The organism is Mesorhizobium sp. J428, assembly GCF_024699925.1.
Lineage (GTDB): Bacteria > Pseudomonadota > Alphaproteobacteria > Rhizobiales > Rhizobiaceae > Mesorhizobium_A.
In genome coordinates this window covers 4,060,852-4,074,009 of sequence record NZ_JAJOMX010000001.1, presented here as the reverse complement: position 1 = coordinate 4,074,009, position 13,158 = coordinate 4,060,852, and the positions used below count along the sequence as shown (strand labels likewise).

At 65.1% G+C, this 13,158-nt stretch carries 15 protein-coding genes and 1 pseudogene; 8 read left to right on the top strand and 8 right to left on the bottom strand.

Annotated elements, in window-relative coordinates:
- Positions 1-38 precede the first annotated feature (38 nt).
- The gene (locus LRS09_RS20440) at positions 39-908 is read right to left on the bottom strand and encodes an oxidoreductase (RefSeq protein WP_257810270.1); all 870 of its coding nucleotides are present in this window, start codon (positions 906-908) and stop codon (positions 39-41) included.
- Positions 909-987: 79 nt separating this feature from the next.
- Here LRS09_RS20440 and LRS09_RS20435 point away from each other — a divergent pair, with 79 nt between their 5' ends.
- From LRS09_RS20435 to LRS09_RS20415, 5 genes and pseudogenes are all read left to right on the top strand, one after another.
- Complete coding sequence (locus LRS09_RS20435) at positions 988-1,932, top strand: LysR family transcriptional regulator (RefSeq protein ID WP_257808727.1); 945 nt, start codon at positions 988-990, stop codon at positions 1,930-1,932.
- 53 nt (positions 1,933-1,985) lie between these two features.
- Positions 1,986-2,339 (top strand): DUF2200 domain-containing protein, encoded by a 354-nt coding sequence (locus LRS09_RS20430; RefSeq protein WP_257808725.1) that lies wholly within the window; start codon positions 1,986-1,988, stop codon positions 2,337-2,339.
- A gap of 117 nt (positions 2,340-2,456) precedes the next feature.
- Entirely contained in the window at positions 2,457-3,371 is a 915-nt protein-coding gene (locus LRS09_RS20425; protein ID WP_257808723.1) for a S1C family serine protease, read from the top strand.
- Between the two features lie 31 nt (positions 3,372-3,402).
- Positions 3,403-3,493: pseudogene (locus LRS09_RS20420) on the top strand (DUF2200 family protein); the annotation flags it as partial.
- An 8-nt stretch (positions 3,494-3,501) separates the two neighbouring features.
- Complete coding sequence (locus LRS09_RS20415; protein WP_257808722.1) at positions 3,502-3,867, top strand: DUF982 domain-containing protein; 366 nt, start codon at positions 3,502-3,504, stop codon at positions 3,865-3,867.
- On the opposite strand, the gene LRS09_RS20410 is transcribed toward LRS09_RS20415, so the two are convergent.
- Positions 3,864-4,016 carry a hypothetical protein gene (locus LRS09_RS20410; protein WP_257808721.1) on the bottom strand — a complete coding sequence of 51 codons (153 nt, stop codon included), beginning with the start codon at positions 4,014-4,016 and terminating at the stop codon, positions 3,864-3,866. The genes LRS09_RS20415 and LRS09_RS20410 overlap by 4 nt on opposite strands.
- Positions 4,017-4,368: 352 nt before the next feature.
- Here LRS09_RS20410 and LRS09_RS20405 point away from each other — a divergent pair, with 352 nt between their 5' ends.
- Entirely contained in the window at positions 4,369-5,394 is a 1,026-nt protein-coding gene (locus LRS09_RS20405; protein ID WP_257808720.1) for a fatty acid desaturase, read from the top strand.
- A gap of 11 nt (positions 5,395-5,405) precedes the next feature.
- On the opposite strand, the gene LRS09_RS20400 is transcribed toward LRS09_RS20405, so the two are convergent.
- The 5 genes from LRS09_RS20400 to LRS09_RS20380 form a co-directional block, all read right to left on the bottom strand.
- Complete coding sequence (locus LRS09_RS20400) at positions 5,406-5,888, bottom strand: hypothetical protein (protein ID WP_257808719.1); 483 nt, start codon at positions 5,886-5,888, stop codon at positions 5,406-5,408.
- Entirely contained in the window at positions 5,885-6,175 is a 291-nt protein-coding gene (locus LRS09_RS30095; protein WP_308240321.1) for a hypothetical protein, read from the bottom strand. The genes LRS09_RS20400 and LRS09_RS30095 overlap by 4 nt, the downstream gene beginning before the upstream one ends.
- 123 nt (positions 6,176-6,298) lie before the next feature.
- Entirely contained in the window at positions 6,299-6,685 is a 387-nt protein-coding gene (locus tag LRS09_RS20390) for a hypothetical protein (protein WP_257808718.1), read from the bottom strand.
- A 5-nt stretch (positions 6,686-6,690) separates the two neighbouring features.
- Positions 6,691-7,158, bottom strand: a complete 468-nt coding sequence (locus LRS09_RS20385) for a hypothetical protein (RefSeq protein WP_257808717.1) — start codon at positions 7,156-7,158, stop codon at positions 6,691-6,693.
- Between the two features lie 223 nt (positions 7,159-7,381).
- Positions 7,382-9,130 carry an ABC transporter ATP-binding protein/permease gene (locus LRS09_RS20380; RefSeq protein WP_257808716.1) on the bottom strand — a complete coding sequence of 583 codons (1,749 nt, stop codon included), beginning with the start codon at positions 9,128-9,130 and terminating at the stop codon, positions 7,382-7,384.
- A 139-nt stretch (positions 9,131-9,269) separates the two neighbouring features.
- Here LRS09_RS20380 and LRS09_RS20375 point away from each other — a divergent pair, with 139 nt between their 5' ends.
- On the top strand, positions 9,270-11,204 hold the full coding sequence (locus LRS09_RS20375) for an acetyl/propionyl/methylcrotonyl-CoA carboxylase subunit alpha (RefSeq protein WP_257808715.1): 1,935 nt from the start codon (positions 9,270-9,272) through the stop codon (positions 11,202-11,204).
- Between the two features lie 30 nt (positions 11,205-11,234).
- Here the strand turns inward: LRS09_RS20375 and LRS09_RS20370 are convergent, their stop codons facing one another.
- A complete protein-coding gene (locus LRS09_RS20370; RefSeq protein WP_257808713.1) occupies positions 11,235-12,317 on the bottom strand; it encodes a DUF1353 domain-containing protein in 1,083 nt (360 codons plus the stop codon).
- A gap of 108 nt (positions 12,318-12,425) precedes the next feature.
- On the opposite strand from LRS09_RS20370, the gene LRS09_RS20365 reads away from it, so the two are divergent.
- Positions 12,426-13,052 carry a YitT family protein gene (locus LRS09_RS20365; protein WP_257808712.1) on the top strand — a complete coding sequence of 209 codons (627 nt, stop codon included), beginning with the start codon at positions 12,426-12,428 and terminating at the stop codon, positions 13,050-13,052.
- Positions 13,053-13,158 lie beyond the last annotated feature (106 nt).

Here is a 13,158-nt window from a genome sequence, read left to right as displayed (position 1 = left end):
CACTTTTTGCGGGTGCGACGGTGGCCCGCCGCTATCCTTCAACTCAGGCCGGCTATCGCGTCCAGCCTTGCCCTTTGCGCCTCGCTCAGCGTTAGCTGAGCGGCCGCGACGTTCGCGTGCAGATGTGCCCGCCGGGACGTTCCCGGAATAAGCAGAATGTTCGGGCTGCGCTGCAGCAGCCAGGCAAGCGCAACGCTCTGCGGCGACTGCTCCATTTCGCCGGCCACCCGATTCAGCTCTTCCGTCTGCAACGGCGCGAAGCCGCCCAGCGGGAAATAGGGAACATAGGCGATGCCGTCTGCGGCCAGCGCATCGATCATGGCATCGTCATCGCGGTGGACGAGGTTGTAGTGGTTCTGGACACAGACAATCGGAGCGATATCGCGGGCGGCTCGCAGTTGCGCCATGTCCACCGTGCTAATGCCGATGTGTTCGAGCAGACCTTCCTCCTGCATCTTTCGTATGGTGCGCATCGGACCGGCGACGTCCTGCTGCGGGCCCTCGATGCGCAGGTTGACGATCGCCATGCGTTCCAGGCCCAGTCGCTCGAGATTGTCTTCGACGGACCTGCGCAGAAAATCGGCGCCATGTTCGAGGATCCAGTCGCCTTCATCGTTGCGCCAGGCGCCGATCTTCGTCACCAGCGTCAGGTTTGCGGGATAGGGGTGAAGCGCTTCGCGGATCAGGCGATTGGTTACGTGCGGACCGTAGAAATCACTCGTATCGATGTGATCGATGCCGAGCGTCAGCGCCTCGCGCAACACAGCGCGCGCCTCGTCGGGGTCTTTGGGTTCGCCGAACACATGCGGGCCGGCCAGTTGCATGGCGCCATAGCCCATGCGGTTCACTGAAATCGAGGTGCCGGGGAACGTGAAGCGGCCGGCGGCGGAAGCAGGAAGATTGGTCATTGTGCGGTCTCCTTTGCCGAGCATATGGCTGATCGGTTGAGCCTTGATAACCATACCCGAGGCGAATAGGCTGTTCGCCATGCCGAACAATCATTCGTTTCCGCCGCTCGATGACGTTTCCGTCTTTCTCGCGGTATCGAGAGGCAACGGATTTCGCACCGCCGCGCGCTGGCTTGGGGTGTCGCCGTCAACGGTGAGCGAGACAATCACGCGGCTGGAGCAGCGGCTCGGCGTTCCGCTTCTCATCCGGACCACCCGCAGCGTTCAGCTCACGGAGGCAGGCCGAGCGCTGGCCGAGCGTTTCGAACCCGTCATGGCCGAGGCTCGCGCTGCCCTGGACGACGCGGCGAGCCAGAAAGGCAAGATCCGGGGGCGGCTGAAGCTGAACGTCCCCGGCGCGGTGATGGTCGATATCCTGCCTCCGCTGATCGACGGCTTTCTCGCCAAGTTTCCAGAAGTGCGCATGGAGGTGATGGTCGACGACCGACTGGTCGACATCAACGCAGCCGGCTGCGACGCCGGCATACGCTATGGCGAGCATCTGGCGCAGGATATGATAGCGGTGCCCATCGGTCCGCACCGGCAATGGGGCGCGGTGGCCGCCTCGCCGGATTATGTCAGCCGACGCGGCGCGCCGGCGCATCCGCGCGATATACTTGAGCATGACTGCATCAGGATGCGGCTTGCCGGCGGGGCGGTAACCGAGTGGGAATTCGAGAAGGCGGGGGAAACATTGATCATCGATCCGTCCGCGCGGCTGATCATCGGTGCGGCAAGCGCGGCGGCGGCCATAGGGCTTGCGATCGCCGGGCATGGGCTGATCAACACCTTTCGAAACTGGCTTGATCCGCATCTGGAGAGCGGAGCGCTCGTGCCTCTCCTGCGCGACTGGTGGCCCGCTTTCGACGGGCCGCGCCTTTATTTTTCCAGCCGGTTCATGCCTACGCCCTTGCGCGCTTTTGTCGACCACATCGCGACGCAACGCCTCTCGGCAGATGGCAAGAGCCTGGATGCCACGGTGTAGCCGTGGATGGCCTTAGCTATCCGTGCTTTGATGTCATCGTTGGAGGACCCGCCATGCCCAGGCACCGGATCTATTCGATCAGCTTCGCCAGCGTCTATCCGCACTACATCGCCAAGGCGGAAAAGAAGGGCCGCACGAAGGCCGAGGTTGACAAGATCATCTCCTGGCTGACGGGCTACGGCCCCGACGAACTGGAGGCCATCCTCTCGGACAAGACCGACCTCGAAACGTTCTTCGCCAAGGCCCCTCACCCCAACCCGTCCCGCGCCCAGATCAAAGGCCTGATCTGCGGCATCCGGGTGGAGGAGATCGAGGATCCGCTGATGCGCGAGATCCGCTACCTGGACAAGCTCATCGACGAGCTGGCGAAGGGCAAGACGATGGAGAAGATATTGCGGGAGGGGTGAGGGTCTTGAACGACTGTCCCCTCCGCAAACGGGCAGCGGAGCGATACCTTGCATCTCCTGGCCGGCGGAATACCTATATTGTGATCCCTCAGTCGCACGCAGCGCCGGAGTGCCGTCATGCCCAGATCCTCCATCCGCTCCTCCATCGTGGCGCTTCGCGCTCGCATTCCGGACGACGCCTTCACCGCCGGCGTACTCGGCACCGAGCGCGAGGGGTCCGGTGTCGTCATCAATGCGGACGGGCTGGTGCTCACCATCGGCTACCTGATCACGGAGGCCGACGAAATATGGCTCACCCGGCATGACGGCCGTGTCGTGCCGGCGCATCCCCTCGCCTACGACCAGGAGACCGGCTTCGGTCTTGTCAAAGCGCTCGGCCGGCTCGATCTGCCGGCGATGCCGCTCGGCAGTTCCGCCGAGGTAGGAGTCGGCGACAGGATCACCTTTGCCGACGGCGCCGGCCGCTTCGTCGAGGGTGCGATCGTGGCGCGGCAGGAGTTCGCCGGCTACTGGGAATATCTGCTGGAGGAGGCAATCTTCACTGCGCCGGCGCATCCGTCCTGGGGAGGTGCTGCTGTCGTCGGCGAGGACGGCCGGCTCATTGGCATCGGTTCGCTGCGGTTGGAGATGATGGAGGACGGCGAGACCTCCGGCATCAACATGTCGGTGCCGATCGACCTTTTGAAGCCGATTCTCGACGATCTGGTGCGGCGCGGCCGCACGCCCGCCCCGCCGCGTCCCTGGCTCGGCGCCTATTCGGCCGAGCGCAACGGCACGGTGGTCGTGCTGTCCGTCGCCGAGGGCGGGCCCGCGGAGGAGGCAGGGCTTCGCCAGGGCGATGTGATCGCCGAGCTGCGCGACAAGGAGGTCCACGGCCTCGCCGATTTCTACCGCACGCTCTGGTCGAGCGGGCCGGCCGGCATTGAGGTGCCGCTGCGCGTCGTGCGCGACGGGCGGGAGAACTGGGTGCGGATCCGCTCGGCCGACCGCGACGCGTTGCTGCGGCACGGGCCGAACGCGCCGCGGAACTAGCTACGACATCCGGGTCGAAGAGATCGAGGACCCGCTGATGCGCGAGATCCGCTAATCTGGACCAGCTCATCGACGAACTGGCGAAGGGCAAGACGATGGAGAAGATCTTGCGGAAGGCGTGACGGCGCGCATGTCACGCTGGCCCGCGTTCCGGTTCGCCCACCCACATTGGCAGGTCGGGCAGGTATTTCCTCGCTTCTGTCCTTCCATTGCCGTAAGAGCGGCGATGGAAAAAGATCAATTCGATATGCCCATCCTCGTCAAGGTCGACGCGACGGGTGGACTGCTCACCCTCCGAACCGCCCGCGACACTTCGGATTTCCTCCTCAACCGATGGCCCGGAAAACGCACCGAAAAGCATCGGGCGGCCCTCCAGGCCTGTTCTGACGTCCAGAATGGCGGCAAACCACCCATCGGAGCGCGGCGCGCTTTCGTCGCCGCGGCCCGCGAAGCCGGCGTGTTCGTCGATCAGAAAGCGACGATCGCGGCAGGCTAATCCTCCGACTCAACCTCCGCTTCGGTATCGACCTTGTCGATGCCTCGTTCTTTCGCGGCCGCCTTCGCAGCGAGCTTCTCGGCTTTCTTCTTCGCCTTGGCGCGATCCCGCTCCTGGCGTTCGTGATTGTAGTTCGGCGGTCTCGGCATAGTCGATCTCCTTGGATGGACCCTGCCTATTGGGATCGAGTGCGCAAAGCAACCTGCGCAGGCGGCGGGCCGGATGCCGATTTCAGCATCCGGCCGGGCCAACTTCTTGCCGTTCCGCGCTATTCGCTACCCCGGAAAGAAATGAAACGATGATCGGAGAGGTCTTACGGGCGCGCCATCCCGGCTCTCGCCTTGCCTCCCTGCCGGCGCCGGTTCGAGCTTTCCGATTGCCAAGCGCGCCTGCCCGTGGCAAACGCCGGGACGGTCAATCCGCCAGACCTCACCCAACGGCGCCGCACAATGCGCCAACACCCAGGCCATGCGCTTCGCGCCGTGCCTTTGGAGGCCTCGGATGAACGTCCACGTCGCGCCAATGCAGTCCGCTGCCCCGCCCTCCGCCAAGTCGTGGCTGAAGGCATTGAGCCGCTATCGCCAGCCCGACCGCCGCCGCAGCCTGTTCGAACTGGTCGTGACGCTTGCTCCCTTCCTCGTCTTCTGGGGGCTGGCGCTGGCGTCGGCCCATTACGGCTTCTGGTGGGGCCTGGTGCTGATCGTGCCTGCTGCCGGCTTCCTCCTGCGCCTGTTCATGATCCAGCACGACTGCGGTCACGGCGCCTTCTTCGCCCACCGCCGCGCAGACGACTGGACCGGCCGGACGCTGGGCATTCTGACGCTGACGCCCTACGATTACTGGCGGGCGGCCCATGCGACGCACCATGCCTCGGCCGGTAATCTCGACGAACGCGGCGTCGGCGACATCCTGACGCTGACGGTGGCGGAATATCGTGCCCTGTCGCGCTGGGGCAGGTTGCGCTACCGGCTTTACCGCAATCCGCTGGTGATGTTCGTGATCGGGCCGGTCTACCTGTTCGTGCTGAAGCACCGCTGGCCGTTCGAAACCTTCCGGGTCACCGGAATGCCGTGGCGGTCCACCATGCTGACCAATCTGGTTATCGTCGCGCTCGGCGCGTTTTTGATCTGGCTGACCGGCATCGTACCGTTCCTCGCCGTGCATCTCGCAATCGCGGTTCTGGCGGGAGCGGCGGGCATCTGGCTGTTTTACGTCCAGCACCAGTTCGAGGACACGCACTGGTCGGACGGATCGGAGTGGACGTTCGAGGAGAGCGCGCTGCACGGCGCATCGAACTACCTGCTGCCGCGCCCACTGCAATGGCTGACCGGCAATATCGGCATCCATCACGTGCACCATCTGTCGAGCCGCGTGCCGTTCTACCGGCTGCCCGAAGTGCTGCGCGACCATCCGCAACTGTCCGAGATCGGCCGCATCACCATCCTCGACAGCCTGCGCTGCGTGAAGCTGGTGCTTTGGGACGAGCGCGCCAGGCGCCTGGTGTCGTTCCGCGAGGCGATGGCATAGCCACTGCGGCCTTATTCGCACCGAACGGTGACCTGCGCCTGATAGGCGCCGGCGCGGAAGATGCCGCTGCCGGTGGCGTCGAGATGAATATCCAGCGTCTTCGTTCCGTTGGCGACCATCACCGGCGTATTGCCCGGGCGCTCGACGCCGCCGTTGATCGTGAAGGCCGAGACGAACGAGGCCGAGCCGCTCCAGCCGGAGGGCCAGGTCAGGAACGAGGCGGGCGCAGGCGTCGAGATGGAGTAGCAGTCGAGCAGCGCCAGGATGTTGCAGACCAGCGATTGCGGATTGACCGACACCTGGGCAGCGCTGCCGCCGGAATTGCGCGAGCTCATGGCGGTGAGCGAGGGCGCGACCTTCATCGTGCCGCTGGACTGCACCACGATGGTGCAGGAGCCGATCACCGCCGCGAGCCCTGCTCCCGGCGAGCCTGTCAGGAACGCTGCCCCCGCTGCGAGCGCGGTGACAGATCCAGCGATGCGCCCCGTCCTCATTGGCCCGCGTTCGTCCAGCCTTCCTCGGCCCAGCCGGCCTTCTGCGTGCGCGTCGCACCGCTTCCATCGGCAAGGCCCATCTTGAGCAGCCGGATCTCCATCTGCAGCCGCTCAACCTCGAGCTCATAGAGGCGTGTGCAGTCGACGCGCTTGCGCGGCCGCTCCAGAGGGATGACGACGCGGCCATAGGCTGCCGTCTCGCCCGTGTCGCGCGCCGCGCCCTGGATCACGCCGACGTCGAGATAGGCGCCCGAGCCCGACACCGCCGAACGGCAGGTCGTGCCCATCCGCCGCGCGCACCTCGTCCTGGCCCTGCGGCAAGGTCACGCCCGGCAGCGAGAAGCCGGTCTGGCGCTGGTAGAGATTGTAGACGTCCTCGGAGTAAGCCGGCGTGGCAAGCAGGATCTGGCTCAAGACCGCCGCTGCGCAAGGAACCTGCCACATATCTGTGCCCTTATCTGGGTTTGCTGGCCTGGAAAAGGAACGCTTTCCGTACAGATACGTATCTTACGCGACGTGCTGCCATCGAAAGGAACAACGACAATAACGGACCGGGACGCCCCGCCCGCAAGCTTGAAGGTTCCGGGAGATATTCTTGCGTCGACCGGGCGGAAATTCTGGTCATAGACCTTCACCGAGACGTCGATCCAGTGCCCGTAGGGATTGGCCGGAAAGACCTTCACCGCGAAGGAATCGGTGAAGCTGGTGATCTCGCCGCGCATCGGCGACATGGATTGCGCCAGGGAGGGCGCGGCCATCGCCACCAAGGTCGAGGACAGGAGAAGGCGCTTCCACATGGCGCCTACTCGCAGGTGACCGTGACGACGGCCTGGTAGGCGCCGTTGGTGAACCGGTCGCTACCGCTCTTGGTGCCGGTCAAATGTACAGTGACATTCGATGTGCCCGCGGTGGAAAGCGCCGTGTCCGTGCTCGTCAATGCCACGGTATGAGCGCCCGAGACAGAGTATTCCGGGGTCCAGGTGGTCGCGGAATCGCCCGAGGGAGGAGTTGCGACGACCGTCGGATTGACGCCGATCTCCACGCCTCCGGTCGTCGAAAGCGTGACGCTGCCGGCGCTGCCCCCCGCATTCTTGGAACTGAGGTTCTGCAGGTTGGTGCTCACCGCCATCGTGCCGTCGGAGACGACCTGCAGCGTGCAGGTGGCGTCGACGGTTGCATCGAAGATGACGTTGCTCGTCGCCGCACCCGCATTATTCGTGTGCATACAAATCAAAGCAGACACGACGAAGATCGGATTTCGAAATTCCATGACACCTCTCCCGCAGGAATTCTTGATTCATGGTCGTATAGTATGGTTAACAGAGTATTGTACTTAGAAAGTGGAGAGAAATGCTCCAATTCTATCTTGTTTGCCTACATATGAATAACGTTTCTCTGTATTTCGAGGTGCTGTCCCACTCCGATCCGACTCGCGGCGTAAGGGGACATCAAGGCGACCCACGCCCCAGACGAGGCCGGGCGGTGCGGCTGCCTCAGGCGGTCGCGGCCTTTTCCCCGTTCTTGCCGAGGGCCTTTCCGTTCCGGTCGAAGCGCAGGCCGACGACCGGGCCGAGGCGCGTATCCCTGGGCGCCACTGTACCGATGGTCAGCAGCGCCGTTCCCGGCAGGACCTCCTCCAGCGCGTCCAGCACGCGCTCGCGCGCCGTCTCGCCCAGCGCGTCCAGCGCCTCGTCGACGACGATGAAGTCCGGCTTCTGCACCAGCACCCGGGCAAAGGCGAGCAGGCGTTGGTCGTCATCGCTCAGTTCCCTGTCCCAGCGCTCGCCCTCGTCCAGCCGGCCCTTGATCCGGGTGAGGCCGACGCGCTCCAGCGCATGCACGGCCTCTGCCTCAGCGACCGGGGTGGAGAGCGGATAGGCCAGCACGCCCGCGAGCGTGCCCCGCGGGATGAAGGGCTGGCCGGGCAGGAAAGCGACCGTCTTATCCTTCGGCAACCGGATCGTGCCGCCGCCCCAGGGCCACAGGCCGGCGATCGCGTGGAAGAGCAGCGTCTTGCCCGCGCCCGGCTCGCCGACGATGTGCAGCCGCCCGCCCGCCTCGACATGCGCCTGCGGCACCGAAAGCCGGGCGCAGCCGTCCGGCGAGGCGACGTAGAGATTGTCCAGCGTCAAACGGTCCGGCTCATCCGAAACGACCGCGATCCGCTCCTTCGAGCCGTGCAGCGCATCCATCGCCACCACGCTGGTGCGGAAGGTGGCGATGCGTAGCAGCGTCGCGCGCCAGTCGGCAATGCCGCCGATATTGTCGATGAACCAGCGCAGCGCGCCGTTGACCTGGTTGAAGGCGGCTGCCGCCATCATCAGCCCGCCAAAGGAGAGGCTGCCCGAGAAGTAGACCGGCGAGGCGATCACGATCGGCGCCACGACAGTGATCCAGCCGTAGCCGGCCGTCACCCATGTCAGCCGCACCGCCGCGCTCATGATGCGCCGTGCCGCCGCCAGCACGGTCTGCAGGTCGCGTTCCAGCCTCGCCTTCTCGTCCGCTTCGCCGCCGGCGAGCGAGATGGCATCGACGCGTTCATTGACCCGCATCAGCGAGAAGCGCAGCTCGGCCTCGCGCGCGTAGCGCGCCTCGTTGAGGCGGATCAGCGGGCGGCCGGCGAGCCAGCTCAGTCCCGAGCCCAGGCCGGCATAGAGGAAGGCTGCCCATACCATGTAGCCCGGGATGTCGAGGCTCCGGCCGCCGACGACGAAGGTGAAGTTGCTGGAAATCGACCACAGCACGCCGACGAAACTCGCGAGCAGTATGGTCGCCTGCATCAGGCCGATCGACAGGTCGGCGGTCAGATCGGCGAGATGCCGCGCATCCTCGTGCAGGCGCTGGTCTGGATTGACGCCGATGTCGCCGGCATAGCCGAGGCGAAAGGCGCGGCGGGGCTTCATCCATTCGCCGATGAGATCGCGCGCCAGGCCTTCACGCAGCTTGATGTGCAGCATCTGGTTCAGCCAGGCCTGTGCCACGTTCAGCACCAGCAGCGAGCCGGCGATGTAGCCGAAGACCAGGAGTTGGTCGAGAAAGGCCGTGAGGTCGCGCTTTTCCAGCGAATCGTAGAAGGGCTGGTTCCAGCGGTTCAGCAGCACCTGGCCGAACGCGGTCGCGAGGATCACGGCCGTGATGCCGAAGTAGAGCATCAGGATGCCGCGCCGCACCGGCGATGCCCAGAGTGCGGTCCACATCGTCGCGAACTGCGCGCGAAGTCCCTGCGGGGCGACGGCATCCATGAATCGAAACCCTCTGGTGATCGGAAGCGGGACACTAGCCCAGCAGAAGGACAGGCGGGAGAGGTCGCCCGCCTGACAGCAGGCGATCGACATTCGAAGGGGCCTTCATATCCGTTCGCCGCAAGGCTATGGATCGTGCATGTTCAAGAAGATCCTGATCGCAAACCGCGGCGAGATCGCCTGCCGCATCATCCGGACCGCCCGCCGCATGGGCATCGCCACCGTGGCGGTCCATTCGGATGCGGACGCCGCGTCGCTGTTCGTGCGCGAAGCCGACGAGGCGGTGCGGATCGGGCCGGCGCCGGTTTCGGAAAGCTATCTGCGCGGCGACCGGATCGTTGAGGCCGCGCTTGCCGCGGGGGCCGAGGCGATCCACCCGGGCTACGGCTTCCTCTCCGAGAACCCCGGCTTTGTCGACCAGGTGACTGCCGCCGGTCTCGTCTTCATCGGCCCGTCCGCCGCCTCGATCCGCGCCATGGGCCTGAAGGACGCGGCCAAGGCACTGATGGAAAAGGCCGGCGTTCCGGTGGTGCCCGGCTATCACGGCGCCGGCCAGGCGCTGGTTCTGCTTGCCGGAAAGGCCAAGGAGATCGGCTATCCCGTGCTGATCAAGGCGCGGGCCGGCGGCGGCGGCAAGGGCATGCGCCGCGTCGACCATCCCGACGATTTCGCCGATGCGCTGGCCTCCGCCAAGCGCGAGGCCAAAGCGGCCTTCGGCGACGAGGCGGTGCTGATCGAGAAATACGTCGAGAAGCCGCGCCATATCGAGGTGCAGGTGTTTGGCGACAATCACGGCAATGCCGTCCACCTCTTCGAGCGCGACTGCTCGGCGCAGCGCCGGCACCAGAAGGTGATCGAGGAGGCCCCTGCCCCCGGCATGACGGCCGAGATGCGGGCGGCGATGACCGATGCGGCCGTCAAGGCTGCGAAGGCGATCCGCTATTCGGGCGCCGGCACGATCGAGTTCATCGTCGACGGATCCGAGGGCCTCAGGCCCGACCGCTTCTGGTTCATGGAGATGAACACGCGCCTCCAGGTCGAGCATCCGGTGACGGAGATGGTCACCGGCGTCGACCTGGTCGAATGGCAGCTGCGTGTCGCGGCTGGCGAGAAGCTGCCGCTGTCGCAAGACGAAATCCGCCTGTCCGGCCACGCCTTCGAGGCGCGCATCTATGCCGAAGACCCGACGCGCGACTTCCTGCCGGCAATCGGCACGCTACATCACCTGAAGTTCCCGACCTCCGGCGCGGAGGGAACCGCGATCCGCATCGAGACGGGCGTGCGCCAGGGCGATGCGATCTCGCCCTTCTACGATCCGATGATCGCCAAGCTCGTCGTCCACGCGGCGGACCGCGGCGGCGCGCTTACCGCGCTCGGTGCAGCGCTGCGGCGCACCGAGATCGCCGGCTCGACCGTCAACACGGCCTTCCTCGCCGCGCTCGCCGCCGACGCAGATTTCGCATCCGGCGATGTCGACACCGGCCTGATCGGCCGCAAGCAGGCGGCGCTGACCGCGCTTCCCCCGCCCTCGGTGGAAGCGGTCGCCGCAGCCGCCGTGGCCGCGTCGGGTGCGAGCCTGACGCCGGCCAGCGCCGATCCGTGGGACGCCCTTTCCGGCTACGCGCACTGGAGCCCGGTGCGGCGCAAGGTGGCGCTCGGCTATGGCGAGACGGAGGTCACGGCCTCGGTGCAGGTCAGGGCCGGGCGGCTCGGGGTCGAGATCGACGGCGCGGAACGCCCCGCCCCCGCAGCGGCGCGCGTGGCGGCATGGCCGGGACACGTAACGGTGTTCGAAGGCGCCGTCGCCCACAGTTTCAAGGCGCCCGACCCGTTTGCCGATGCCGCCGATGCCGGCGCCGGCACGGGCAGCCTGCGCGCGCCGATGCCGGGACTGGTGAAGGTGGTGCGGGCCAGCGTCGGCGAGCATGTCAGCAAGGGTCAGGCGCTGCTGGTGCTGGAAGCCATGAAGATGGAACACACCATCGCCGCCCCCCATGACGGCGAGGTGGCCGATATCGTCGCCGAAGGGCAGCAGGTGACCGACGGAACCGTGCTGGTGCGATTTGCGGAATGAACCGCGATCCGACACAGTTCCGCGGTGGACTTATCGCTGGAAGTTCGCCTGCCAGTCCTGGATCACCTTGTCAGCGGTGATCGCATTGTTCCAGATCACCTTGTCCTCGACCTTCAGCGCCGGATTCGCCCAGCCGACGCCGACCTTGTCGTAGATCGAGGCCGCCGGCACATTGGCGAGATAGTCCCCAGGAAGAACAGAAGGGAGTTCTGCAGCCGCGATGCCGATCGTGGAGAGTTCCGAGGCGTTCCACTCCGTCGCGGTCTTGGCCAGCCCACCTTGCGAAGCCACCGCAGCAACAAATTCCTCTAGATCTCCTTCGATGGGAGCGAGCAATCCAAGATTTCTAAAATCTGTCGTGCCGCCGGTGTAGTTGTTGAACGTCACGGCCGCGCGCGCCGCCGACACGATCGTCTCGACGCCTTCGAAGGACGCCTCGATCCTGCCGTCGGGGCCGACGTCCAGATATTGTCCATCCGTCTCCCTCAACGTCTTCGCGATCGCGACGACCTTGCTTGCGACGAAACGGTTGCGTTCCTTCTCTGCGGATATAGCCGCGCCTGCGAAGGCTGCCGTCGGTCCGGTCACGGGCCAGGTGGCAGCGGGAGCGGCGAGGTCCTTGCTGACCGCCATCGGGCCGCCCACGACGCATTCGCCGCTGATCTCGCCATTCTCAGACTTCAGATCCGACCAGGTAGGACCGCCAAGCCGCACCGCGGCATACATCAGCCACGCAAGCCAGCCGTCGGTGTTGTCGGCCCGCATACCATAGTAGAAGTTGTGATGGGTCTTGACCTGGTCCCGGGTCTGAACACAGCAATAGAAATCGTGCACGACCGCTGCGGCAAGGTAAGGGCCGCTGTAGTTGTCGCCCGTGATCAGTTCCGCCAGCCAGGGAATCGTCGCTCCGTCGGTGAAGCTACCGGCCGGCACTTTCCAATCATCTCCCGACGGATCTGTATAGATGACCTCTCGGAACAGCTTGAAAGGTTTCGGCTTTCCACCTGGATGCTGCTCGAGGATGACCGGCGTACCTACAAACTTCCCGTTTTCTTGGGAAAGAGCATCCTGAACGCACAAGGCAGCGAAAATAAAACAGATAGCTCTTTTCATTTATCCCCCTTCCTCCAATTACTTCATAAAAATACTTCTCCATAATTCGGAAGTCAAAATGTTCCGGCTCCATTGCACGCCGCAATCGCCGCTGTTAGCACTTGCAGCATGAGCGTCGAAGATGCCGGCAGGTTACCCGAACAGAAGCACCGTCTCTATGAGGACGTGCTTGCGCTTTTGCTGGGCACGCTTCTCGCTTCTCTCGGCGTGACGCTCTACACCGAGGCGACGCTGGCCACGGGCGGCGTTGCCGGTGTCTCCATGCTGGTGAACTATCTGACCGGCTACGGCTTCGGCCCGATCTTCTTCGTCGTCAACCTGCCGTTCTATGCGCTGGCGATCCTGCGGATGGGCTGGCCCTACACGCTGCGCACCTTCGCGGCCGTGGCGCTTCTGTCGCTGTTCTCACGCCTAACGCCGGGCTGGATCGACATCGCGGCGCTCGACCCGCTCTACGCGGCTGCGACCGGGGGCGGGCTGATCGGCATGGGCCTCTTAATCCTGTTCCGCCATCGCGCCGGACTTGGCGGGCTGAACATTCTTGCCCTTTATCTGCAAGACAAGGGCATCATGCGAGCGGGTTGGTTCCAGCTTGCGGTGGACGTGATGATCCTCGTCGCCGCCTTTTTCGTCCTGCCGCTGGAAAAGGTGGCGCTATCGCTCGTCGGTGCCGCCGTGGTCAACCTGATCCTGGGCATCAACCACAAGCCCGGCCGTTACATGGGCATGAGCTGAGCGAAAAAGAGAAAAGCCGCGCCGGCATTGTCCCCTGCCGGTCGCGGCCTTTCCACGTCGTCACGGCGTCCCCCGCCCAGACGACGCGAACCGCCCTGTTCGCGTG